Below are 23657 nucleotides of genomic sequence, written 5' to 3' on the forward strand. Positions count from 1 at the left end.
ACTACCCAACTAAACGCGTCACCAATAATATTCATTTAATTAATAACAACTCATTATTGTAATTAATCACGCATTATTTTAACTTATGGTTAGTAATATTGTGTGAGCTACCTTCATATTTTGATTGATTTAATTATGCAATCAAGCTTTGATAGCCAATAATAAAAAATAAAATTTACACTTTACAAACAATACAAATAATCATAAGAACTACATTCTTACATTGAAAATATAACTATGTTGGTGCGGATAGAGAAGATTACACGGCCCCGGCTTTACGCCGTAGTAAGAATGGCATAGCGACCTTTAGGAAGATGGTTTTGTGGCAACCGTAGACAATTGGCTGTAGCAAAGCGAAATGCAGATGTATGAACCCCATTGTCTGATGGCACTCAGCATAGCAGGCTTACAAGGATTATCTAACTTATCGAAGTTGCGATTCTTTGTTGGCCGGATAAGACGCAAAGCGTCACCATCCGGCATTAAAAACGTTACAGTCAGAACGCGAAACAGGAACAGCCAAGCGCCCCCCAGAAAGCCCGGTCATCTGACACCGGAATGCCTGATTGACGCGCAATATCATGCTGATGACCGTGTACGCCGCAGCTACCACAGCACTGATGCATCTGCACCATTGCGCCAATTTTAGCCCCAGCAGGCGGCGCTGAGCGATAGTGCCCCGGCACCTTCACCACCGGCGACCAGTCCGGCACAACCGGGATGGCTGGTGGTGCCAGCGGGGTGAAATGCCCTGCCGCATACACGACTTTGCCATCGACAATGGTCATCACTGACTCAATGCCTTTGATCTCTTCTTCCGCCACGTTGAAGTAATCTTTAGACAGCACCACCAGGTCGGCCAGTTGATCTTTCTCGATTCGCCCTTTCTTACCCTGCTCGCTGGAGAACCAGGCGCTGCCAGCGGTCCACAGTTCCAGCGCCACGTCGCGCGGCAAGCGGTTGTTATCATCGTACATCGCCATACCGCCAACGGTGCGGCCCGAAACCAGCCAGTAGAGCGCGGTCCACGGGTTGTAGCTAGCCACACGGGTGGCGTCAGTCCCCAGCCCTACCGGAACTTCAGCCGCCAGCATTTTCGCCACCGGCGGCGTGTGTTTGACCGCATCTTTGCCATAACGATCGACAAAATATTCGCCCTGGAACGCCATTCGGTGCTGAACAGCAATCCCGCCGCCCAGCGCTTTAACGCGCTCGATATTCCGTTCAGTAATGGTTTCGGCATGATCGAAGAACCAGTGCAGGCCATTGAACGGGATATCACGATTCACCTTCTCAAACACGTCCAACATGCGGCTGATAGATTCATCGTAGGTGGCGTGCAGGCGGAACGGCCAGCGGTGCTCCACCAGGTGTCGCACCACGCGCTCTAGCTCATCTTCCATACCCTCCGGCAAGTCCGGGCGCGGCTGGAGAAAATCTTCAAAATCCGCTGCCGAAAAAACCAGCATTTCCCCGGCCCCATTGGCGCGGTAGAAGTCGGTCCCCTGCCCCGGTTTGAGCATATCGGTCCAACGTTCAAAGTCTTCCAGTTCCTGTTTCGGACGCTGGGTAAACAGGTTGTAGGCAATACGCACCGTCATCTGCTTGTTGGCATGTAACTGCTCAATGATCTCGTAATCTTCCGGATAGTTCTGGAAGCCGCCGCCCGCATCGATGGCACTGGTCAGTCCCAGACGGTTCAGTTCACGCATAAACTGGCGGGTCGAGTTAACCTGCATTTCCAGCGGCAGTTTGGGTCCTTTTGCCAGCGTCGAATAAAGGATCATGGCGTTTGGTTTAGCGATCAACATCCCGGTCGGGTTGCCGTTGCTATCACGCACAATCTCACCGCCCGCCGGATCCGGCGTCGCTTTGGTGTAGCCGACGGCTTTCAGCGCAGCGCGGTTCAGCAAAGCCCGGTCGTAGAGATGCAGAACGAAAACCGGGGTATCCGGAGCAGCTTCATTCAGTTCTTCCAGGGTTGGCATGCGACGTTCGGCAAACTGGAATTCGCTCCAGCCGCCCACCACGCGTACCCATTGCGGCGACGGCGTTCTGTCCGCCTGGTCTTTGAGCATACGTAGGGCGTCCGCCAGCGACGGCACGCCTTCCCAACGTAATTCCAGGTTGTAATTCAGTCCACCACGAATAAGGTGCAGGTGCGAATCGTTCAGGCCCGGGATCACCGTATGTCCTTGCAGATCGACAACCTGCGTCCCTTCGGCAGCAAAGCTCATTACCCGCTCGTGGCTACCGGTCGCCAGGATCTTTCCGTTGGCAATCGCCACCGCCTCGACCTGCGGGCGTTGCCTATCGAGAGTATGAATTTTTCCGTGAGTCAGAATCAGTGTGGCAGTTTGAGACATAACAATCTCCTGAGATACCGGTCAGGCTTTTTTCAGCCATCCGGCAAACAGACGGGTTACGATGGGCATCCAGAACCAGACCACCAGCGCAACCACACAGGCATCATTGATGAGATGCAGGAGTAACGAGCCCTTCATTGCAGGCAGCACAATGCCGGTCAACCACGGCACCAGATTGGTGCTAGGAAATATCACCAGCAGGGTTATCAGAAACTGTTTCCAGCGTTTGGGCTGGCGTACATGGGGCGCTGGTGGCGTAAACCAGAATGCCGCTTCGGTACGAATTTCGGTTTTATCACCTTCCGCCAGCAGTGGGGCAATCTCTTCCACCAGCACATGGCGCGTATCGGACTGGGTCCAGTTATACAGATGCTCAAGCGTGTCGAAGCGAATAATGATATTCCACAGGTTGTCGCCATCCGCAGGGCGAATCACGTTCGCCCCGAGATGACCGGGAAACTCGGCCGCCACCGGCATAATTTTCCCCAGCCATTGCTCATACCGCTGCGCCTGCTCAGGCAGCAGGGTGTGGGTAATCACCAACGTCACATGTTTGTTCTGCGCCATGAAGGATTCCTTGTTGAGAGGAAACAGGCCGCTTAGGCCAGGAAAGCAATACACAAAATCATTCATGGTGCATCGAGGCGGCAAGGTTGTGGATCCCCGGGAGCTTACATAAGTCAGTGACTGGGGTACGCAAGCGAAGCCAACAAAGATGCAACATGAAGGATGACGTGTATTTAGGCTTTACGTTCTGGCGCGCCATGCACCATGGTATAGGCATAATCCACGCCCATACCGTAGGCACCGCTGTGCTCGCGTACCAGATCCATGACGGCGTCGTAGGTTTCTTTGCGAGACCAGTCGCGCTGATACTCAAGAAGAACCTGTTGCCAGGTTACGGGTACGGCACCAGCCTGTACCATGCGGTCGATAGAACGCTCATGGGCATCCACGGACGTGCCGCCGGAAGTGTCGGTCACCACATATACTTCATAACCCGCTTCCAGCGCCATCAGTGCCGGGAAAGTCAGGCAGACTTCGGTCCACAGCGCGGAGATAATCAGTTTTTTGCGCCCAGTCGCTTCCACGGCCTTCACAAACGCCGCATCTTCCCAGGAGTTCATTGAGGTGCGTTCAATGGGTTTTACATCAGGATGAACCGCTAACAGTTCTGGCCAGATATATCCGCTAAAACTTTTCGTTTCTACAGAAGTATAAATCACCGGAACATTGAATATTTTCCCGGCTTTCGCTAATGCCACGGTATTATTTTTTAAAGTCTGGCGATCGATATTCGCTACACCAAATGACATTTGCGGCTGATGATCAATAAAAATAAGCGTAGAGTTTTGAGGGTCAATCAGTTCCCGAATAGACATATCACACCTTCTTAATCAATAAGTTAAAAGGCAACGGTCTGTATCTGCCGTCAGCAGCAGGATCCTGAATCAGAAAGCTTGTTGAGTATAGCGGGAAATTTCTAACGAGTTATTAAAGAAAACTTACCATCCTGTGAAACTATTAATTCTGTGTTGCGATATATCCTAAACAACATCAAAAAAATGCGCATGATTCATCTAATTTATTCACTGGCATTGTTTTTCTTCATTCGGTACAACAGAAGGGTTTAATTTTCAGGATCTTTTCTGCTTATGCGCATTAATCTGGATGTTTTGCTTATTCTCGACGCACTCGACAAACAGGGTTCATTTGCCGCGGCGGCCGAATCGCTGTTTAAAACGCCTGCGGCACTCAGCTATATGATTCAAAAGCTGGAAAGCGACCTGAATATCGAGTTGCTTGACCGTTCCGGACACCGGGCTAAATTTACCGACACCGGACAGATGATGCTGGAAAAGGGACGTTTATTGCTAAGTGCGGCAAAAGATCTCGAAAAACAGGCGGTACAGCTGAGTTCAGGCTGGGAAAAAGAGCTGGCGATTGCGCTGGACGACTCCTTTCCTTTCGCCTCGCTGTTACCCATTATCGATGAATTTCACGCGCTGAATAAGCAAACCCGCCTCAGTTTTACCCATCATACGCTGGCGGGTTCCTGGGAGGAGCTGACCCATAATGGAGCAGATATTATTCTGGGGGCGATTAATGAACCACCAACGTCAGCGGCCTGGTCCTACAAAATGCTCGGTACATTGGACAATGTATTTGTCGTGGCACCTGAGCATCCGCTGGCCGCAGCACCTGATGGCCTGACCAACGAGCAGTTGTGCCTGCATCGGGCGATTGTTATCAGCGACAGCGCCCGCTTCTGCCATCCGTTACAAACCAATCTGATGGAGGAGCAGGCGCAGATCCGTGTCGATGACTTCCACAGTAAAGTGATGCTACTGCGAGCCGGCATGGGCTGCGGCTTTCTCCCCCGCCATATTGCCAGCCCGTGGCTTGCTACGGGCGAGCTGGTGGAAAAAGCGGTTATCTCGTTTCGCCAAAAAGACGTGGCCTATATGGCATGGCGCAATAACCGTGATGGGCTGGCGCAGCGCTGGTGGCGAGACGCGCTGCTGGCAAGCCCGGCGATTGCGCACTTATATCAATGACCTGACCATACCGAGGCGGAAATCGCCGGCAACGTCAGGATATCGTCGGCAAGCACACCTTTGCCTTCTTTGTGCTGCCAATGACTCACGCTCAGTAATGGCGAGGCTGGCAGGACCACTTCACAAGCCTGGCCACGGTTAATCGCCACTAACACGCGCTGGCGGTTTAGCACCCGTACAAACACCACCACGTTATCCTCGGCGTAAATCACCTGACAACCACCGTGGCGTAGCGCCTGGCTCTGGTGGCGTAATTTTGCCAGCCGCTGGTACAACGCCAGCAGGTTAGCGTCCTGTTTTTCAGGCTGCCATGGGAAAGGTTTGCGGCAAAACGGATCGTTGTTGCCATCCAGCCCCACTTCGTCGCCGTAGTAAATACAGGGCACGCCAGGCCAGGTAAATAGCCACACCACCGCCAGCGGTAAACGTGCGACGTCTTTACCGAGCAGAGACTTAAAGCGAGCGGTATCGTGGCTGTCGAGCTGGTTAAACATGCGCAATTGCTGTTGATGCGACAACCCCGCGCGGTAGTTATCCATCCAGGCCATACAGGTCTGAGCGTCAATAGATTGTGGGTCGTATGAAATATCGGTATTGGCGAGGAATCCCCAGAGAGGGAAAGTAAAGCCGCGATAGTTCATGGCGGCATCTTCCGCGTCGGCCTGCAACCACTGGCGAGCATCGCCAAAATGTTCACCCACCACATACGCCTCTGGCTGGGTTTCTTTTGCCGCCTGCGTAATGCCGGCCACGTGTTGTAGGTTGTTACGTGCGCCTCCTGCTTCTCCCAGCATGTGCACCACATCAAGACGCCAGCCGTCCATACTCCACGGCGCTTTCAGCCAGTGACGGACGATACTGTCTTCGCCGCGATAAATTTCATTTACCAGGCTTTCCGAAGAAAAGTCCAGCTTGGGCAGGCTGGAATACCCCAGCCAGTCGAGCGCAACGCCGTCGGCTGAGAAATGATACCAGTCGCGCCAGGGGGATTCTGGATTATGGCACGCCCCATCCGTTCCCCTACTATGCCGGTCAAACCAGGCGTGCGAATCGCCGCTATGGTTAAAAACACCGTCCAGAATCAAGCGCATGCCCTGCTGTTGGGTGTTGTGCCGCAGGCGTAGCAGCGCCGTGTCGCCGCCAAATTGCGGATCAACATGACGGTAATCTTCGGTATCGTATTTATGCACGCTCGGCGCGGTAAACACAGGATTCAGGTACAGCGCCGTGACCCCTAACGTTTTCAGGTACGGTAGCTTTTCGCTGATGCCGTCCAAATCACCGCCATAGAACGTGGAGCCACCGGCCTGAGCCGTGAGCGGTTCGTCCCATTCGCGCCGCACGATGTCGTGCCCGGCCGCGTGGTGATAATAGACGTTATCCTGGCCCGCTTCACGCGACTGGCTGCGGGCAAAACGGTCCGGGAAAATTTGGTAAAAGACCTGGTCAGCAACCCACTGCGGACCGTTATCCGGCACATCGACGGCAAACTGCTCCAGACGCGCAGGCGGAAAACGGCTGAATCCCTGTGGGGTGAACCACAACTGACGATCGAGCCAAAGTAATTTAAAGCTATAGCGTCGACGAGGCTGCCCGCTGGAGAGATCGATCGCCGCTCGCCACGCGGTCACACCCGGCTGCGGCTGGCTGCGCTGCTTGAGCATAGCTAGCGAAATCTCTTCGTTATCGTTTTCTGCGCGTAGCGTCACCCGCTGGGGTGGATTTTCCCCCGCCAGCCATAATGTAATCGTCAGTTGATCTTTGTTTTGCTTAACAAATGGGGCAACCGGAAGGTGCCAGGCGTTCAACATCACGTATCCCCTTTGATGATAATGACGTCACCTTGCCATAGCGAAGTGCAGGATCACTCATCATCTTAACGTTTATTGGGGGAGGAGTTCGGGGGAGGAGAAAATTGCCGGGTAACGCAAAGCTACCCGGCAAAAATATTACTGTGCTTCAGCAAGTTGGCGCTCGCGACGGCGCTTGAATCCCCAGCCGACCAGCAGCAGGACAATCCACGCAAAGCCGACGTACAGCGAAATGCGGGTATCCGGATGATAGCCGATAAGCGCGATGATAAAGACCAGGAAAATCAGGCCAACAATGGTCGTCGTTACCCCACCCGGTACTTTAAATTTCAGCGCTTTGACCTCTTCTGGCGGCAGACGACGACGGAAAGCAATCTGCGACAGCAGGATCATAATCCACACCCAAACCGTGGCGAACGTTGCCAAAGAGGCGATCACCAGGAAGACGTTTTCCGGCATGATGTAGTTAAGATAAACCGCAAACAGCAGCGCAATGGTCATCACCATCACCGTAACCCACGGCACGCCACGACGCGACGTCTTGGCAAACATTTTTGGGGCACTGCCCTGTTCCGCCATGCCGTGTAGCATACGTCCCACACCGAAGACGTCAGAGTTAATTGCCGACAGCGACGCAGTCAGAACCACAAAGTTGAGGATCCCGGCAGCAAAGGTAATGCCCATATGCTGGAACGTCATAACGAACGGGCTACCGTCGGTACCCACCTGGTTCCACGGGTAGATAGACATAATGACGAACAACGTCCCCACATAAAACACCAGGATACGCATTGGTACGGAATTGATAGCGCGCGGAATAGATTTTTCCGGGTCTTTGGCTTCGCCTGCGGTAATCCCGATAATCTCAATCCCGCCGTAAGCGAACATCACCATTTGCAGCGACATCACCATGCCGAGCCAGCCGTTGCTGAAGAAGCCACCGTTGCTCCATAAGTTATGGATACCGGTCGGTTGCCCGCCGTTGCCAATCCCCCAAATGATGATACCGAAACCGGCGACAATCATGATGATAATGGTGGCGACTTTAAAGAACGAGAACCAGAACTCCAGCTCGCCAAACACCTTCACGCTCATCAGGTTGATGGCGCAGATAATCAGCACTACGCTGAGTACCCAAATCCAGTGCGGTACGGCCGGGAACCAGACGCCCATGTAAATACCAAAGGCAGTCACATCGGCAATGGCGACAATCAGGATTTCAAAACAATAGGTCCAGCCGGTGATATAGCCTGCCAGCGGTCCGAGGTTTTCCTGCGCATAGCGCGAGAAGGAGCTGGCTGCCGGGTTATGAACAGACATTTCGCCCAGCGCGCGCATAATAATATACGCCGCTACGCCGCCGATAATATAGGCCAGCAACACGCTTGGCCCCGCCATTTTGATGGCATCGGCCGAGCCATAGAACAACCCGGTACCAATTGCTGAACCTAATGCCATAAAGCGGATGTGCCGGGTGCTCAGCCCACGCTTTAGCTTGTTATTACTTTCCATCGATTCCTAACCTGTTAACACAATAAAAAAACCACGGGGCCATGTTAATAGCCCCGTGGTTAAAACTTATTGTCAGTGATATTAGTGTGCGCTGGAGGTCACTTGTCGACCCGCGGCGCGATCCCAGATAACTGCCAGGACCACCATCACGACTGTTGGCATCAACCACGCCAGCCCCTGCTCCGCCAGCGGTAAACGCTGGGTCCAGGCCGGTAACACGTCGCCAATTGCAGAAGCTTTAATGCCATCAAGGATACCAAAAATCAGGCTGATAAACATCGCAGGTGCAATGACGCGGGAAGAATTATGCCACCATGAGCGGGTAAAGCTTAATACAACCAGTGCGATACATGGCGGATAGATAGCCGTCAGCACCGGAATAGAGATCTGAATCAGATGGCTCAGACCCAGGTTAGAAACCACCATCGAGAAGCCGCCGAGGATAAATACCAGCGTACGATAAGACAGTGGAACGTACTGGGCAAAGAACTCTGCGCACGCACAGGTCAAGCCAACCGCGGTGACCAGACAGGCGATGAAAATCAGCGCCGCCAGCAGGAAGCTTCCTGCACCGCCAAAGGTGTGCTGAACATACGCATGCAGAATCGCCGCGCCGTTAGCAGACTGATCGACCAGAATCGCGCTATCTGAACCCAGACGGAACAGCGCGAGATACAGCAGCGTTAAGCCCACACCCGCCATTAAACCCGCCCAAACGGTGTAACGGGTCAGCAGACGTGCTTCAGTAACACCACGCGAGCGAGCGGCGTTAACGATAACAATACCAAACACCATCGCGCCCAGCGTATCCATGGTCAGATACCCGTTCACGAAACCATTAGAAAATGCCGCAGTTTGGTAGGCTTCCATCGCATTACTGATCGGGCCTGCTGGCCAGACGATTGCGGCGACAGACAGAACAACCAGCGCCAGGATTTTCAGCGGCGCCAGGAAATTACCCACCGTATCCAGCAGTTTGCCCGGATACAGCGAAACCAGAATCACAATCGCGAAATAGATAACGCTATAGATAAACAGCGGCAGCGCAGAGTCACCGGTCAGCGGTGCAATCCCGACTTCGAAAGAGACCGTCGCGGTACGCGGGGTAGCAAATAAAGGCCCAACGGCCAGATAGCAAACAGTCGCCAGTAGCAGACCAGCAACTTTACCGATAGGTGTGCTCAGTCGGTCCACACCACCACCGACTTTCGCCAGCGCGACAACGGTAAGTACCGGCAGGCCAACGGCGGTAATCAAAAAGCCAAAAGCCGCAGTCCAGACGTGTTCACCTGCCTGCAAACCAACCATTGGGGGGAAGATGATGTTACCTGCACCAACGAACAGTGCAAATGTCATAAATCCCAAAGCGATAATATCGCGCGATTTTAACTGATGGGTCATAAAGTCTTACTGCCTGTGGATGTGGTGTTGAAAATAATAAATTTTTGCCTTTCCCTGGGGGACAATACAGCGGCATTTTTGCTCAATTCCAGCGGGAAACACTCCCGACCTGGCGCGGCGAAGAATAGTTTTTCGATTTACCGCGTAAATGCAGTCGGTATGACAGCACCTGGAGCGCAATTTAAACGCTTATAACGTTTTAAAGCAAGGTGGGATCCAAAAACCAGAACAATATAGCGATATGAAAAATGGGGTTAGCACAAAACACCATTTCATGGAAAAAGGTATGGGTAATAGTTCGAACAAAAAACAATCAAACGTCGTAAAATTCAGGAGTCATATATTGACCGCATAGAAAAAGCCAGCTTGTGCTGGCTTTTGGAAAGATAATCTTACGAATGTGCTTTAACCGTTACTTTTGGCAATCAAACGTTCCGGGATCACGAAACTAAATCGCGTCCCTTTGCCTGGTTCGCTTTCGATATTCAAACGGCTGTCGTGATGATGCAGCGCATGTTTCACGATGGCAAGGCCCAACCCGCTACCGCCCGTTTGCCGCGATCGCGCCTTATCTACCCGATAAAAACGCTCGGTCAAACGTGGAATATGCTCGGCGGCAATGCCTGGACCGTTGTCTTCCACACAAAATTCCGCCCCCGAGACCACATGCTGCCAGCGTACGGTAATGTGCGTTCCCGCTGGGGTGTGGTTCACCGCGTTGTACACGAGATTCGAGATAGCGCTACGCAACTGCTCCTCGTTGCCCCGCACGTTCAGGCTGTTATCGACATCAAAGGTAAACGTATGTTTATGCTGGCTCAGGGTTTGCGCTTCGTGCTCGATCACGCGCAGCATCATGGGCACATCGACTTTCTCATTCAGTTGCAACGTCGGAGCAGCTTCAATTTTTGACAGCGTCAGCAGCTGCTTCACCAGGCCTTCCATACGGTACGTTTGTTCGCGCATGGTATGCAGCGCTTTTTCGCGCGTTGTCCCTTCCAGCGGATGCTCCTGCATCATTTCCAGATAACCTTGCAGCACCGTCAGCGGTGTGCGCAGCTCATGGCTGGCGTTGGCGAAAAAGTTTCGCCGTGAACCTTCCAGTTGGTGCATCTGGGTAACGTCGCGCGCCACCATCAGCAGTTGCTTATCCGTGTAGGGCATCACGCGAATTTCCAGATGCCGTCCGGTATTGAGCACCAGATTGATAGGCCGGCTAAAGTCGCGCGTTTTCAGATATTGTGTGAATTCCGGGTATCGCAGCAGGTTAAGAATATTTTGCCCGCTATCGTCCGGCCAGCGCAGTCCCAGAACCTGCTGAGCCAGTCCGTTACACCAGAAGATACCACCTTCTTCGGTGGTCAACACCACCGCGTCGGGTAGTGATTCCGCCCCGCTGCGAAAACGTTTGATCAGGTTACCCAGTTCTCGACGGCGCTTTTTGTTGCGCAGCTGCATTTGATGCAGCCCATATAACAACGGTTCCCAACTGCCTCGCCCCGGCGGCGGCGTCATGCTTCTGTCGACCCATAGCCACCAGGACAAACGTAATAGATTCCAGAAATGCCAGATAAGCAGGCCCGTTACCGACGCCAGTAAAAACCAGGGCAGGTAACCGAAAAAAGCGCTAAGGATAAATGCCGGTATGCAGCACAGGATCAGCTCCAGTACCAACCTTTTCCATGACAATCGTTCTAGCAAACGTCTTACTCCATAAACGGCCTAATCCATCAGGCCCTGATTCTTGTCAGTCAGAAGCGGGTCGAAAAACGATATCCCGTCCCGCGAACTGTCTGCACCATTCGATCGTGTCCGCTGTGCTCCAGCGCTTTACGTAAGCGGCGGATATGCACATCCACTGTCCGGTCTTCCACGTAGACATTGGTTCCCCAGACATGATTGAGGAGTTGTTCCCGGCTGTAGACGCGCTCAGGGTGGGTCATAAAGAAGTGCAACAGTTTGAATTCGGTCGGCCCCATATCCAGCGGATCCTCGCCGGTCATCACGCGATGCGAGGTCGGATCAAGGCTTAGCCCCTGCATCTCAATAACCTCTTCCACCGCCATCGGTGAAATACGACGCAGAACCGCTTTAATACGCGCCACCAGCTCCTTGGGAGAAAACGGCTTGGTAATATAATCATCCGCACCGGTTTCCAGACCCCGGACGCGGTCTTCCTCTTCACCTCTCGCCGTCAGCATCATCACGGGGATATCCCGCGTCATGGCTTCGCGCTTGAGATGTTTAATAAATTGCAGACCCGAGCCGCCGGGAAGCATCCAGTCAAGCAGGACGAGATCCGGCCAGGGTTCATTGAGTTGGTTCACAGCACTGTCATAGTCTTCGGCTTCTACGGGTTGAAAACCGTTTTGCTCGAGCACGAAGCAGACCATTTCACGAATTGGAGCTTCATCTTCTACGACCAGAATACGTCTCGCCATGATTTGCCCTGTTTATAATTAAATCGTTTGCCATCAATACGGTGCCATTATGCGTCAGTTTTATGACAGATTTATGAAAAGATAGCCCTGGTTTAACGCAGCCCGGCGAATTATGACAGCCCGGAGACAAGATATTACCGTCCTTGAAAGGTTATAATCCCCACCACTGTTTTATCGTCATGGAACTCTTATGCGCATCCTTCACACGTCTGACTGGCATCTGGGCCAAAATTTCTACAGCAAGAGCCGCGCCGCTGAACATCAGGCCTTTCTCGACTGGCTGCTGGAAACGGCACAATCCCATCAGGTGGATGCCATTATTGTGGCGGGTGATATTTTCGATACCGGCTCACCGCCAAGCTACGCCCGTGAGCTGTATAACCGTTTTGTCGTTAATTTACAGCAAACCGGGTGTCATCTGGTGGTGCTGGCAGGCAACCACGACTCCGTCGCCACACTCAATGAATCCCGCGATATACTGGCGTTTCTCAACACCACGGTCGTTGCCAGCGCCGGCCATGCGCCGCAGGTACTGCCGCAACGCGACGGCACGCCGGGGGCGATTCTGTGCCCGGTTCCTTTTTTACGTCCACGCGACATCATTACCAGCCAGGCCGGGCTAACCGGGCAAGAAAAACAGCAACATTTGCTGTCAGCCATCACCGACTATTACCAGCAGCAGTATCAGGATGCCTGCACGCTGCGTGGTGATCAGAATCTGCCCATCATCGCGACCGGGCATTTGACCACCGTCGGCGCCAGTAAAAGTGACGCCGTCCGAGACATTTATATCGGTACGCTGGACGCCTTCCCTGCACAAAACTTCCCTCCGGCGGACTACATCGCGCTGGGCCATATTCACCGGGCGCAGGTTATCGGCGGCACGGAGCATATTCGCTACTGCGGCTCGCCGATCGCTCTCAGTTTTGACGAGTGCGGCAAAAACAAATGCGTGCATCTGGTGAGCTTTGAAGCAGGGAAACTCAACGCCGTCGAGAATCTCACCGTACCGGTCACCCAGCCGCTTGCGGTACTGAAAGGCGATCTCGCCGCCATTACCGCCCAGCTTGAGCAGTGGCGCAACGTACAGCAAGAGCCGCCGGTGTGGCTGGATATTGAAATTACCACCGATGACTATCTGCATGATATGCAGCGTAAAATCCAGGCCTTGACCGAAGATTTACCGGTAGAGGTGTTATTGGTGCGCCGCAGTCGGGAACAGCGCGAACGTATTATGGCCAATGAACGTCGTGAAACATTAAGCGAGCTGAGCGTGGCGGAGGTTTTTGACCGCCGCCTGGCGCTGGAAGAACTCGAAGAACCGCAGCGCGAGCGGCTTAATCAGCTGTTTAGCGCAACCGTACAGACGCTTGCCGGGGAGGCTGAAGCATGAAAATTCTCAGCCTGCGCCTGAAAAACCTCAACTCCCTGAAGGGAGAATGGAAAGTCGATTTCACGGCAGAACCTTTTGCCAGCAACGGGCTGTTCGCCATCACCGGGCCCACAGGCGCGGGGAAAACCACCCTGCTGGACGCAATTTGCCTTGCGCTGTACCACGAAACGCCGCGCCTGAATACTGTGTCACAGTCGCAAAATGACCTGATGACCCGCGACACAGCGGAGTGTCTGGCCGAGGTGGAATTTGAGGTGCGGGGCGAAGCCTACCGCGCATTCTGGAGCCAGAACCGGGCACGCAACCAGCCTGAGGGCAACCTGCAGGTCCCGCGCGTAGAGCTGGCCCGCTGCGCCGACGGTAAAATCCTCGCCGATAAAGTCAAAGACAAGCTGGAGATGACCGCCGAGCTTACCGGGCTGGATTACGGCCGTTTTACCCGCTCGATGCTGCTCTCTCAGGGCCAGTTTGCCGCATTTCTTAATGCCAAACCAAAAGAGCGCGCCGAACTGCTGGAAGAGCTGACCGGCACAGAGATTTACGGTCAAATCTCCGCTATGGTGTTTGAAAAGCACAAATCAGCGCGTACGGAGCTGGAAAAACTGCAGGCCCAGGCCAGCGGCGTGGCGCTGTTAGCGCCAGAGCAGGTGCACTCTCTGACAGAAAGTTTGCAGGTACTTACTGACGAAGAAAAACAATACCTTACCAGCCAACAAACCCAGCAACAGCACCTCAACTGGCTCATTCGGCAAAATGAGCTACAAACGGATATAAACCATCACCAGCAGGCATTACAGGCAGCACTTCAGGCGCAAGAAGACGCGCAGCCGCAGTTGGCGGCACTGAGTCTGGCACTGCCGGCCAGGGCGTTACGCCCGCACTGGGAGCGAATTCAGGAACAAACGGCTACTATCGAGCGTACGCGCCAGAAGATTCAGGAAGTGAATGCTCGCTTACAAAGCAGCTTAACGCTGCGCGGGCGTATTCGTCAGCAGGCGCAAATGCAGTCGACCTTGATGCTAGCCGAACAACAGACGTTAACCGACTGGCTTAATGAGCATGATCGCTTCCGCTTATGGAGTAGCGAACTGGCAGGATGGAAAGCGCTGCTGGCCCAACAGTCCGACGCCAGCACCCAGCTACGCCAATGGCAGCAGCTGCGAGAGAACGACACACGTAAGCTCAATGCACTAACGCTTCCCGCGCTGACCCTTTCGCCGCAGGAGGTAACGGATGCGCTGGCGCAACATGTGCAGCTTCGTCCATTACGCCAGCGGCTGAGCAATTTACACGGACAAATCACCCCGAAGCAAAAACAACTGGCACAGTTACGCGCCACGCTTGTACAGCGTCAACAAGAGTTGACCCAGCGCAACGCGGTGCTTGCCGAAAAACGTCAGCGCTATAAAGATAAAAATCAGCAACTTACCGATGTGAGAGTCATTTGCGAGCAAGAAGCCCGCATCAAAGATCTGGAAAGCCAACGGGCATTGTTGCAATCCGGCATGCCTTGCCCGCTATGCGGCTCCACCGCACATCCGGCGATTGAACGCTATCAAACGCTCGAACTGAGCGTGAATCAGACGCGGCGTGAGGCACTGGAAAAAGAGGTCAAAACACTGGCCGATGAGGGTTCAACGTTACGCGGCCAGCTTGAGGCGATAACCCAGCAACTTCAGCGGGATGAACGCGAAGCAGAGACGCTTTCTCAGGAGGAGCAAGCACTTACTCAAGAATGGCTGACCGTCACCGCCAGCCTCAACGTCACGCTGCAACCGCAGGATGACATTGCCCCGTGGCTGGCCGCTCAGGAAGAGCACGAACAACAGCTTCACCAGTTGAGCCTGCGTCATACCCTGCAGGCGCAAATCACCGCGCATACCGAGCAGATTACCCAGCTCCAGTTGCATATTGACCAGCGCCAGGCGACGCTAACCGCCGAGCTTTCCCGTTATGGTCTGGCCCTTCCGCCCGAGGATGACGTCGCCTCATGGCTAAGCGAACGGGCGAACGAAGCACAAATGTGGCAACAGCGTCAGAATGAACTGACCGAGTTACAGGCCCGGATTGCCCAGCTTGCGCCGCTGCTGGAAACGTTGCCTGAAACCGAGGCGCTTTCTGAAAACATTGAGGATTTGTCGCTGGAAAACTGGCGGCAGGTGCACGACGATTGCCTCTCTTTACAGGGACAGTGGCAAACCTTGCAACAGCAGGAGGCGCAGGACGTTCAGCGCGCCGCGGAAATCCAGGCGCAGTTTGATGCCGCATTGCAGGCCAGCATCTTTGCCGATCGCGACGCCTTTATTGCCGCCCTGCTGGACGAAGAGACCTTTAATCGCCTGGAGCAGTTGAAGCAATCACTGGAAGGCCAGCAACAGCAGGCGCAAACGCTGGTTAATCAGGCCCAGCAGGCACTGGCGGCTCATCAACAGCAGCAACCAACAGAAGTGGATCTCACGCTGACGGCGCAGCATCTGCACGACGCGCTGGCGCAGCTCACCCAACTGCTACGCGATAACACTACTCGTCAGGGCGAAATTCGCCAGCAGCTCAAACAAGATGCTGAAAACCGCCAGCAGCAGCAGGCGCTGATGCAGGAGATTGAAAAAGTCGCGCAGCAGGTCGAAGACTGGGGGTATTTGAATGCGCTGATCGGCTCGAAAGAGGGAGATAAGTTCCGCAAATTTGCCCAGGGGCTGACGCTGGATAACCTCGTCTGGCTTGCCAACAACCAGTTAACCCGTCTGCACGGTCGCTATTTGTTGCAGCGCAAGGCCAGCGAAGCGTTAGAGCTGGAAGTGGTTGATACCTGGCAGGCCGATGCCGTACGTGATACGCGTACGCTTTCCGGCGGCGAGAGCTTCCTCGTGAGTCTGGCGCTGGCGCTGGCGTTGTCCGATCTGGTCAGCCACAAAACGCGAATTGACTCCCTGTTCCTCGACGAAGGTTTCGGCACGCTGGACAGTGAAACGCTGGATACCGCCCTGGACGCGCTTGATGCGCTCAACGCTACCGGTAAAACCATTGGCGTGATCAGCCACGTCGAAGCAATGAAAGAACGCATTCCGGTGCAGATCAAAGTGAAAAAAATCAACGGTCTGGGCTACAGCAAACTCGACAAAATGTTTGCGGTGGAGTAATCGGCCAGCGGATATGGTGTCACAGGCCGGATAAGCGCTAACGCTATCCGGCACGCTATGTAGCACAATATTGCATACTCAGGGACGGATATGAAATGGCATTCCACTTCGCTTATCCGCAAGCTATCGCTATTGGCGGCGAACGTTCGTCGCTATGACGCAAATCCTGCGTCTTTCTTGTTGGCAGGTGGTATGAAAAAAGTCATTTTCTCTTTAGCGCTCGGAACATTTGGGCTGGGCATGGCCGAGTTTGGCATCATGGGTGTCCTCACTGAGCTGGCGCGGGACGTGGGAATTTCCATTCCTGCCGCTGGCCATATGATTTCATTTTACGCCTTTGGCGTAGTGCTTGGCGCGCCCATTATTGCGCTCTTTTCCAATCGCTTTTCGCTCAAACATATTTTGCTGTTTCTGGTCACCCTGTGCGTGATTGGCAACGCCATCTTCACCCTCTCTTCCTCGTATTTTATGCTGGCGGTGGGCAGGCTGGTTTCCGGCTTCCCTCATGGCGCATTTTTCGGCGTGGGCGCGATTATCCTGTCGAAGCTGGCCCGTCCAGGAAAAGTCACCGCCGCCGTCGCGGGCATGATTTCGGGGATGACCGTTGCCAATCTGGTTGGCATTCCCGTCGGCACCTGGCTGAGCCAGGAATTTAGCTGGCGCTACACGTTTCTGCTGATAGCCGTCTTTAATATCGCCGTAATAGTCTCGGTCGCTTTTTGGGTCCCCAACATTAGCGATGAGGTAAAAGGGAAACTGCGCGAACAATTTCACTTTTTGAAAAGCCCCGCCCCGTGGTTCATTTTTTCCGCCACCATGTTTGGGAACGCCGGGGTTTTCGCCTGGTTCAGCTACGTCAAACCGTACATGATGTATATCTCCGGCTTCTCCGAGGCGCTAATGACCTTCATCATGATGCTGGTGGGATTGGGAATGGTGTTAGGAAATCTGCTAAGCGGTAGGCTGTCAGGCCGTTATACGCCGCTGCGAATTGCGGTAATAACCGACTTCGTGATTGTGCTGGCTCTGCTGCTGCTATTTGCCTTTGGCGGCATCAAAGCCGCGTCGCTGACCTTCGCTTTCATTTGCTGCGCGGGTCTGTTTGCTCTGTCGGCGCCGTTGCAAATTTTGCTTCTGCAAAATGCTAAAGGGGGAGAACTACTGGGCGCGGCTGGCGGGCAAATTGCCTTCAATCTCGGCAGCGCGATTGGCGCGTACTGCGGTGGCATGATGCTGACGCTGGGATTTGCCTACAACTACGTGACGCTGCCGGCTGCGCTGCTGTCGTTTTCTGCGATGTCCTCGCTGCTGCTCTATGGTCGCCTGAAGCGCGGCGTGCAACAACAGGTTGCACCCGCGACATAACAACCGTTTATACGTGCGGCCACAGCCAGGCCGCGCCGCGCACGCCGCTGGAGTCACCGTGCAACGCCTTGCGTAGAGGCGTTTCACACTCGCCGCCAAAAACAAATTGCTTCATCAACGTCGGAACGTTTTGATACAGTCGGTCGACATTGCTCATTCCGCCACCCAGCACAATGACGTCCGGATCGAGAATATTCACCACATGTGCCAGTGATTTCGCCAGACGAAGCTCATAGCGGCTCAACGCTTGCTCCGCAAGAGTATCCTGCGCATTAACAAGGCTGATAATTTCACTGCCTTTGAGCGGCTTACCGCTCAGGCGCTGGTAGTCGGTGGCAAAACCGGTCCCGGAAATGAAGGTTTCAATGCAGCCTTGTTTGCCGCAATAACAGGGGACTTCCTGCCGATAACGCAGCTCATCTTCGTCCATCCACGGCAGCGGATTATGCCCCCACTCCCCTGCGGTACCGTTACCGCCCGTGTGTGCCCGACCATTCAGCGCCACGCCTGCGCCACATCCGGTGCCGATAATCACCGCAAACACGGTTTGCGCCCCCGCCGCCGCACCATCCACCGCTTCAGAAACCGCCAGACAGTTGGCATCATTTGCCAACCGCACTTCGCGATTCAGACGCGAACTCAGGTCTTTGTCAAAAGGTTGCCCGTTAAGCCAGGTCGAGTTGGCATTCTTTACCACCCCGGTGTAGGGCGAGATTGAACCGGGAATGCCCATTCCCACGGTTCCCGTCTGCCCGGTGGCGTTTTCCGCCATCTCCACCAGCGTGGCGATGGTTTCTATCGTTTGCCGATAATCATCACGCGGCGTGGGCAGGCGATGGCGAAAAAGCTGTTCGCCCGCATCGCCAAGCGCAATAACTTCCGTTTTCGTACCGCCCAAATCGATACCTATACGCACTGTTTGCTCCTCTTCCCGATTAACAATGCAAGCATAGCGACAATTCGCTATCATGCCCGCTGGATTTAACGACAAGGCCGTGGAAATTATCATGCTGTGGTTCAAAAATTTAATGGTTTACCGTCTTAGCCGCGATGTTTCTTTGCGTGCCGAAGAGATGGAAAAACAGCTGGCATCAATGACGTTCACCCCTTGCGGTAGCCAGGATATGGCAAAAATGGGCTGGGTTCCGCCGATGGGATCGCACAGCGATGCATTAACGCATACCGCCAATGGCCAAATTATTATCTGCGCCCGCAAAGAAGAAAAAATTCTGCCGTCGCCGGTTATCAAACAGGCGCTGGAAGCCAAAATATTCAAACTGGAAGCTGAGCAAGGTCGCAAACTCAAGAAGACCGAAAAAGACTCACTGAAAGATGAAGTTCTGCACTCATTGCTGCCGCGCGCCTTTAGCCGCTTCAGCCAGACAATGATGTGGATCGACACCGTCAACGATCTGATCATGGTCGACTGTGCAAGCGCGAAAAAAGCGGAAGATACGCTGGCGCTGCTGCGTAAAAGCCTCGGTTCGCTGCCGGTCGTTCCGCTGACGATGGAAAACCCTATTGAGCTGACGCTGACCGAATGGGTTCGCTCCGGCACAACAGCACAAGGGTTCCAGTTACTGGATGAAGCTGAACTGAAAGCGATCCTTGAAGACGGCGGTGTGATCCGCGCGAAAAAGCAGGATCTGGTCTGCGACGAAATCGCCGTGCATATCGAGGCGGGCAAACTGGTCACCAAGTTGGCCCTCGACTGGCAGCAGCGTATTCAGTTCGTTATGTGTGACGACGGCTCCATTAAGCGTCTGAAGTTCAGCGACGAGCTGCGCGATCAGAACGAAGATATCGACCGTGAAGATTATGCTCAGCGTTTTGATGCCGATTTCATCCTGATGACAGGTGAACTGGCGGCGCTGATTAAAAGTCTGGTGGAAGGATTAGGCGGCGAAGCGCAACGTTAGCCCTGTTTAGCGAATGGCGACACAATATCGCCATTCGTCATTTTTACGCTTACAAATAGCGACAAAGATAGGATGTTGGCTCTGCTACCTGCAGATGAAACTCACTGTTGCCCGGTACGTTAAACACGTCTCCTGCGGCATATACTTTCCACTCGGTTTCCCCTGGCAGCAGCACGTTCAGTGCGCCACTAACCACCGTCATCTCTTCAGGCGCCGCAGTACCAAAGGTATATTCACCTTCAGCCATCACGCCTACACTGGCGCGGCCAGTACTGCTGCTGGTAAAACCGATCGATTTTACTTTGCCGGAAAAGTATTCATTACTTTGAAGCATACAACTGGCCCTATCTCGTGATTAAGTTAGGAACCAATATAGGGGGCTGACGTTCCACCTGTCACGCAAAATTACGCCAGCAATTCCGAAGCTAGTCGGGCAATCAACACATTGGACAGCAAAACCGGGACATCCAGCGACTTTTGCAGCAAATCACGATGGCGTTGATGAAAACCCAGGCAGTCCAGCATGAGAACATCAGCGCCTTGCTCAAGGAGATATTTTCCGGCATCAATCAGCTGTTGTTCAGAACCTTCTACTGGATTCGCTACGGCATACACTGGCGGCGTTTGTAACACCTGCCACTTTTGTGTCTGGGCTTTGAGCAATTCAGCAACAGGTACTATGACCCCAACCTGATGCCCTTCGACAATCGAAGCCACTAACGGGGGAATAATGCGTATGGGTTCCAACAAGATGCTATTGCGGGCGATCAGACGGGTGATTGAAGCGGTACTCATCAGCAGGATCACGTCAAAGCCCTGATTATCCAGCACCTCCACGATACTTTGTAGCGAGCGTTCTACCTTCAGGCGCGAGACATGTGCAAGCTGATGGTCGCTAAGCAGCGTTAATAACAGCTCATCACCGGGTGAAGCTCCGTACTCAGCCATCACATCTTCTCGCTGCATCTGCCCCAGCAGACTGTGGTGAGTAATGTGCTGTTCATCAATATATTCCGTCAGGAGCGGTAACACCTCACACATCGGCACAACGCCAATCGTGAGGATAGCCAACGACGTACTCATTTGTTGCTCCACCGTTTTCTTACTTTGCTGTGAAATCCCGGACACGTGCCGGACGCTAACCTGTGCTACAAATGCTCAAAAGCGTAGCAGTAGATCGGCGGTGTATTGTGTAAAGATTCCAGATCATTCCAGTACTGGATTGTTATTGTTTAATTTTCAATTTTTACTGTATACAGCGAAATTTAAAAAAATGTGATGCACGCCCGGACTGGCACTTTTAAGACTCGTGCCAGGGCGGTCTTCATATCAGGTTTTATCGGGGTCTTCGTAGCGTTTTTTAGCATCCATCGCTTCCTGAGCCGAAGGATGCTCACTGATCAACGAATTCGGTTTAGGGTGATCGGCACGAAGTTGATACCAGGTTACCGTCTGGCCTGGCGTCCCTTTTTCAACCGTAACAATGGTCGCTTGACGTGGGTAAGGTGGTTGTGTCGGCATAGTTCTTCCTTTTCACTGGATGAACATTAAGTATAGACACCGCCCTGCAACCGTGGCGCTGCCTGCGCCAGTATCCCAAGAATGTCTTCCACCACCTGCGCAGGCGCATTAGTGGCATCAACGATATAGTGCGCGGCTTCGCGATACAAAACATCTCGCTGGGCGAGCACTTCCTGCACTTCTTCAGTCAACGGCTTGCCGGTTAAGGTAGGTCGTAATCCTTCTTCAGGCGTCGCCTCCAGACGATCAACCAGTACCGATACCGGTGCGCTTAAATAGATAACCACGCCGTGGCTGCGCATGTAGTGACGGTTAAATTCGGTAAGAATAATACCGCCGCCGGTCGCAACAACCGTTGCTGGTGCTGTGACAGCCTGCAGAGCGGTCGTTTCCTGGGCACGAAACCCTTCCCACCCTTCTCTTTCGACGATTTCCGCCACGGTCATTTGCACGTGCGATTGCAACCAGCGATCGGTATCAACGAACTGGAAATCAATAGCCTTTGCCAGCGCCATACCGGTTGTCGTCTTACCACACCCCCGGGGGCCAACAAGAAAAAGAGGTTGCGTCATCACAGAATTTCCCCAGAGAACCGCCAACAAGCGGGATCTGATGCGGTTAAAAATATAATCATATCATCAAACTAGTACACCGCCAAAACCGTAAAGAAAAAATTACATAAAGAATGGCGAGATGAGTTAACCCCTACTATAACAAGAATTCACAACGAATAAAGTGTAAATAATAAATTACACACACTATTTTCTACGCTGAACTTCCAGCCACCACTTATCCAGTTCAGCTGCAAAATGCTGTCTGTCGCGGGACGAAAGGCTGTCCGGCCCCCCGGTCTGAATACCGCTAGCGCGTAGCGTATCCATAAAATCACGCATCATCAGACGCTCGCGGATCGTGGCTTCGGTATAACGTTCGCCACGCGGGTTAAGCGCCGCCGCACCTTTTTCAATCACTTCAGCCGCCAGCGGAATATCTGCCGTTATCACTAAATCACCAGCACTGCACTGACGCACAATCTCGTTATCAGCCACGTCAAAGCCCGCAGGCACACGTAATGTGCTGATGAAACGCGAAGGCGGGACGCGCAGGCTTTGGTTGGCCACCAAAACAAGCGGCATTTGCATGCGCTCAGAAGCGCGGTACAAAATGTCTTTAATCACATTCGGACACGCATCGGCATCCACCCATATTGTCATAACTTCTCCCCACTGTTGTGCTGCCGCACATTGTCGCGTGCTTTTACTTTCAGGCAAAGTGCTGTTTCTCCTTCTGAACATATTCATTCCGCGCTAAGCTTAGCTTTCCCAGGTTTACCCCAAATAATTCAAGTTACTTGAAGTAATTAGGGTATAAAACAATGAATATCATCCATAGGGAGTGACAAGATGGACAAGAAAATTGGTTTTATCGGCTGCGGTAATATGGGCAAAGCCATTCTTGGCGGCATGATCGCCAGCGGTCAGGTTCTCCCCGGACAAATCTGGGTCTATACCCCTTCCCCCGATAAGGTCGCCGCGCTACACGACCAGTACGGCATTAATGCGGCGCAGTCTGCACAAGAAGTCGCGCAGATCGCTGATATTGTTTTTGGGGCTGTAAAGCCAGGCATTATGATTAAGGTGCTGAGCGAAATTACCTCCAGCCTGAACAAAGACTCCCTGGTCGTCTCAATTGCCGCAGGCGTCACCCTCGATCAGCTTGCCCGCGCGCTGGGTCACGACCGTAAAATCATTCGCGCGATGCCAAACACGCCGTCGCTGGTGAACGCCGGAATGACCTCCGTCACGCCAAACGCCTTAGTCACGCCGGAAGATACGGCTGACGTGCTGAATATCTTCCGCTGCTTTGGCGAAGCTGAAGTCATTGCGGAGGCAATGATTCATCCGGTCGTTGGTGTCAGCGGTTCAGCACCGGCCTATGTATTTATGTTTATCGAAGCAATGGCAGATGCCGCCGTTCAGGGGGGAATGCCCCGCGCGCAGGCTTATAAATTTGCGGCACAAGCGGTAATGGGTTCGGCGAAGATGGTGCTGGAAACGGGTAAACATCCTGGCGAATTAAAGGATATGGTGTGCTCGCCAGGTGGAACCACCATTGAGGCGGTACGCGTCCTGGAAGAACGCGGTTTCCGTTCATCAGTAATTGAAGCGATGATTAAGTGCATGGAGCAATCGGAAAAACTCAGCCGCTCCTGAGTTAACACCGCCGGACG

The 23657-nt window shown here is 53.4% G+C and carries 20 protein-coding genes; 6 read left to right on the forward strand and 14 right to left on the reverse strand.

Translation table 11 applies throughout. The annotated features are described in order from the left end of the window. Positions 1–497: 497 nt before the first annotated feature. The 3 genes from GUC46_RS17860 to GUC46_RS17870 all read right to left on the reverse strand — a co-directional run bounded on the left by GUC46_RS17860 (position 498) and on the right by GUC46_RS17870 (position 3748). The gene (locus tag GUC46_RS17860; protein WP_130714926.1) at positions 498–2366 is read right to left on the reverse strand and encodes an amidohydrolase; all 1869 of its coding nucleotides are present in this window, start codon (positions 2364–2366) and stop codon (positions 498–500) included. Between the two features lie 21 nt (positions 2367–2387). Then, positions 2388–2933: an antibiotic biosynthesis monooxygenase gene (locus GUC46_RS17865; RefSeq protein ID WP_049002391.1), complete on the reverse strand. Its 546-nt coding sequence runs from the start codon at positions 2931–2933 to the stop codon at positions 2388–2390. Positions 2934–3106: 173 nt separating this feature from the next. Further along, complete coding sequence (locus GUC46_RS17870; protein ID WP_003021513.1) at positions 3107–3748, reverse strand: hydrolase; 642 nt, start codon at positions 3746–3748, stop codon at positions 3107–3109. A 273-nt stretch (positions 3749–4021) separates the two neighbouring features. Here GUC46_RS17870 and GUC46_RS17875 point away from each other — a divergent pair, with 273 nt between their 5' ends. Further along, complete coding sequence (locus tag GUC46_RS17875; RefSeq protein ID WP_048241461.1) at positions 4022–4924, forward strand: LysR family transcriptional regulator; 903 nt, start codon at positions 4022–4024, stop codon at positions 4922–4924. On the opposite strand, the gene malZ is transcribed toward GUC46_RS17875, so the two are convergent. The 5 genes from malZ to phoB form a co-directional block, all read right to left on the reverse strand. Beyond that, positions 4918–6735, reverse strand: coding sequence for a maltodextrin glucosidase (malZ, locus tag GUC46_RS17880; RefSeq protein ID WP_130714927.1), 1818 nt, complete (start codon positions 6733–6735; stop codon positions 4918–4920). The genes GUC46_RS17875 and malZ overlap by 7 nt on opposite strands. 138 nt (positions 6736–6873) lie before the next feature. After that, positions 6874–8247 (reverse strand): proline-specific permease ProY, encoded by a 1374-nt coding sequence (gene proY, locus GUC46_RS17885; protein WP_032948680.1) that lies wholly within the window; start codon positions 8245–8247, stop codon positions 6874–6876. A gap of 81 nt (positions 8248–8328) precedes the next feature. Then, positions 8329–9648: a branched-chain amino acid transporter carrier protein BrnQ gene (brnQ, locus tag GUC46_RS17890; protein ID WP_003021501.1), complete on the reverse strand. Its 1320-nt coding sequence runs from the start codon at positions 9646–9648 to the stop codon at positions 8329–8331. 405 nt (positions 9649–10053) lie between these two features. After that, complete coding sequence (gene phoR, locus GUC46_RS17895) at positions 10054–11349, reverse strand: phosphate regulon sensor histidine kinase PhoR (protein WP_003021498.1); 1296 nt, start codon at positions 11347–11349, stop codon at positions 10054–10056. 50 nt (positions 11350–11399) lie between these two features. Further along, positions 11400–12089 carry a phosphate response regulator transcription factor PhoB gene (gene phoB, locus GUC46_RS17900; RefSeq protein ID WP_003021496.1) on the reverse strand — a complete coding sequence of 230 codons (690 nt, stop codon included), beginning with the start codon at positions 12087–12089 and terminating at the stop codon, positions 11400–11402. 190 nt (positions 12090–12279) lie between these two features. Between phoB and sbcD the strand changes: the two genes are divergently transcribed. The 3 genes from sbcD (at position 12280) to araJ (ending at position 17987) form a co-directional block, all read left to right on the forward strand. After that, positions 12280–13482 carry an exonuclease subunit SbcD gene (gene sbcD, locus GUC46_RS17905; RefSeq protein ID WP_032936985.1) on the forward strand — a complete coding sequence of 401 codons (1203 nt, stop codon included), beginning with the start codon at positions 12280–12282 and terminating at the stop codon, positions 13480–13482. Beyond that, positions 13479–16622: an exonuclease subunit SbcC gene (gene sbcC, locus GUC46_RS17910; protein ID WP_130714928.1), complete on the forward strand. Its 3144-nt coding sequence runs from the start codon at positions 13479–13481 to the stop codon at positions 16620–16622. Before sbcD ends, sbcC begins: the two co-directional genes overlap by 4 nt. A 192-nt stretch (positions 16623–16814) precedes the next feature. Continuing rightward, positions 16815–17987 (forward strand): MFS transporter AraJ, encoded by a 1173-nt coding sequence (gene araJ / locus GUC46_RS17915; protein WP_032937081.1) that lies wholly within the window; start codon positions 16815–16817, stop codon positions 17985–17987. A gap of 7 nt (positions 17988–17994) precedes the next feature. Here araJ and mak read toward each other — a convergent pair whose 3' ends face one another. After that, complete coding sequence (gene mak, locus GUC46_RS17920; protein WP_102190795.1) at positions 17995–18903, reverse strand: fructokinase; 909 nt, start codon at positions 18901–18903, stop codon at positions 17995–17997. 91 nt (positions 18904–18994) lie between these two features. Here mak and rdgC point away from each other — a divergent pair, with 91 nt between their 5' ends. Next, positions 18995–19906, forward strand: coding sequence for a recombination-associated protein RdgC (rdgC, locus tag GUC46_RS17925; RefSeq protein WP_003021479.1), 912 nt, complete (start codon positions 18995–18997; stop codon positions 19904–19906). Positions 19907–19955: 49 nt separating this feature from the next. Here the strand turns inward: rdgC and ppnP are convergent, their stop codons facing one another. The 5 genes from ppnP to GUC46_RS17950 all read right to left on the reverse strand — a co-directional run bounded on the left by ppnP (position 19956) and on the right by GUC46_RS17950 (position 22641). After that, positions 19956–20240, reverse strand: a complete 285-nt coding sequence (ppnP, locus tag GUC46_RS17930) for a pyrimidine/purine nucleoside phosphorylase (RefSeq protein WP_003021477.1) — start codon at positions 20238–20240, stop codon at positions 19956–19958. Between the two features lie 71 nt (positions 20241–20311). Further along, positions 20312–20989 carry an AroM family protein gene (locus tag GUC46_RS17935; protein ID WP_160180562.1) on the reverse strand — a complete coding sequence of 226 codons (678 nt, stop codon included), beginning with the start codon at positions 20987–20989 and terminating at the stop codon, positions 20312–20314. 246 nt (positions 20990–21235) lie between these two features. Next, a complete protein-coding gene (yaiA, locus tag GUC46_RS17940; RefSeq protein WP_003021472.1) occupies positions 21236–21427 on the reverse strand; it encodes a protein YaiA in 192 nt (63 codons plus the stop codon). 26 nt (positions 21428–21453) lie between these two features. Then, positions 21454–21999 carry a shikimate kinase AroL gene (gene aroL / locus GUC46_RS17945; RefSeq protein WP_003836009.1) on the reverse strand — a complete coding sequence of 182 codons (546 nt, stop codon included), beginning with the start codon at positions 21997–21999 and terminating at the stop codon, positions 21454–21456. A 186-nt stretch (positions 22000–22185) separates the two neighbouring features. After that, a complete protein-coding gene (locus GUC46_RS17950) occupies positions 22186–22641 on the reverse strand; it encodes a YaiI/YqxD family protein (RefSeq protein WP_003021467.1) in 456 nt (151 codons plus the stop codon). 189 nt (positions 22642–22830) lie between these two features. On the opposite strand from GUC46_RS17950, the gene proC reads away from it, so the two are divergent. Further along, positions 22831–23640: a pyrroline-5-carboxylate reductase gene (gene proC / locus GUC46_RS17955; RefSeq protein ID WP_003021462.1), complete on the forward strand. Its 810-nt coding sequence runs from the start codon at positions 22831–22833 to the stop codon at positions 23638–23640. Positions 23641–23657: the final 17 nt, after the last annotated feature.

The organism is Citrobacter sp. LUTT5 (assembly GCF_009905315.1).
Classification (GTDB): Bacteria; Pseudomonadota; Gammaproteobacteria; order Enterobacterales; family Enterobacteriaceae; genus Citrobacter; species Citrobacter freundii.

Bases quoted from the DNA above. Each gene is read 5' to 3' on its own strand.
- GUC46_RS17860 (WP_130714926.1), bottom strand. From the start codon at position 2,366: ATGTCTCAAACTGCCACACTGATTCTGACTCACGGAAAAATTCATACT.
- GUC46_RS17865 (WP_049002391.1), bottom strand. From the start codon at position 2,933: ATGGCGCAGAACAAACATGTGACGTTGGTGATTACCCACACCCTGCTG.
- GUC46_RS17870 (WP_003021513.1), bottom strand. From the start codon at position 3,748: ATGTCTATTCGGGAACTGATTGACCCTCAAAACTCTACGCTTATTTTT.
- GUC46_RS17875 (WP_048241461.1), top strand. From the start codon at position 4,022: ATGCGCATTAATCTGGATGTTTTGCTTATTCTCGACGCACTCGACAAA.
- malZ (WP_130714927.1), bottom strand. From the start codon at position 6,735: ATGTTGAACGCCTGGCACCTTCCGGTTGCCCCATTTGTTAAGCAAAAC.
- proY (WP_032948680.1), bottom strand. From the start codon at position 8,247: ATGGAAAGTAATAACAAGCTAAAGCGTGGGCTGAGCACCCGGCACATC.
- brnQ (WP_003021501.1), bottom strand. From the start codon at position 9,648: ATGACCCATCAGTTAAAATCGCGCGATATTATCGCTTTGGGATTTATG.
- phoB (WP_003021496.1), bottom strand. From the start codon at position 12,089: ATGGCGAGACGTATTCTGGTCGTAGAAGATGAAGCTCCAATTCGTGAA.
- sbcD (WP_032936985.1), top strand. From the start codon at position 12,280: ATGCGCATCCTTCACACGTCTGACTGGCATCTGGGCCAAAATTTCTAC.
- sbcC (WP_130714928.1), top strand. From the start codon at position 13,479: ATGAAAATTCTCAGCCTGCGCCTGAAAAACCTCAACTCCCTGAAGGGA.
- araJ (WP_032937081.1), top strand. From the start codon at position 16,815: ATGAAAAAAGTCATTTTCTCTTTAGCGCTCGGAACATTTGGGCTGGGC.
- rdgC (WP_003021479.1), top strand. From the start codon at position 18,995: ATGCTGTGGTTCAAAAATTTAATGGTTTACCGTCTTAGCCGCGATGTT.
- ppnP (WP_003021477.1), bottom strand. From the start codon at position 20,240: ATGCTTCAAAGTAATGAATACTTTTCCGGCAAAGTAAAATCGATCGGT.
- GUC46_RS17935 (WP_160180562.1), bottom strand. From the start codon at position 20,989: ATGAGTACGTCGTTGGCTATCCTCACGATTGGCGTTGTGCCGATGTGT.
- yaiA (WP_003021472.1), bottom strand. From the start codon at position 21,427: ATGCCGACACAACCACCTTACCCACGTCAAGCGACCATTGTTACGGTT.
- aroL (WP_003836009.1), bottom strand. From the start codon at position 21,999: ATGACGCAACCTCTTTTTCTTGTTGGCCCCCGGGGGTGTGGTAAGACG.
- GUC46_RS17950 (WP_003021467.1), bottom strand. From the start codon at position 22,641: ATGACAATATGGGTGGATGCCGATGCGTGTCCGAATGTGATTAAAGAC.
- proC (WP_003021462.1), top strand. From the start codon at position 22,831: ATGGACAAGAAAATTGGTTTTATCGGCTGCGGTAATATGGGCAAAGCC.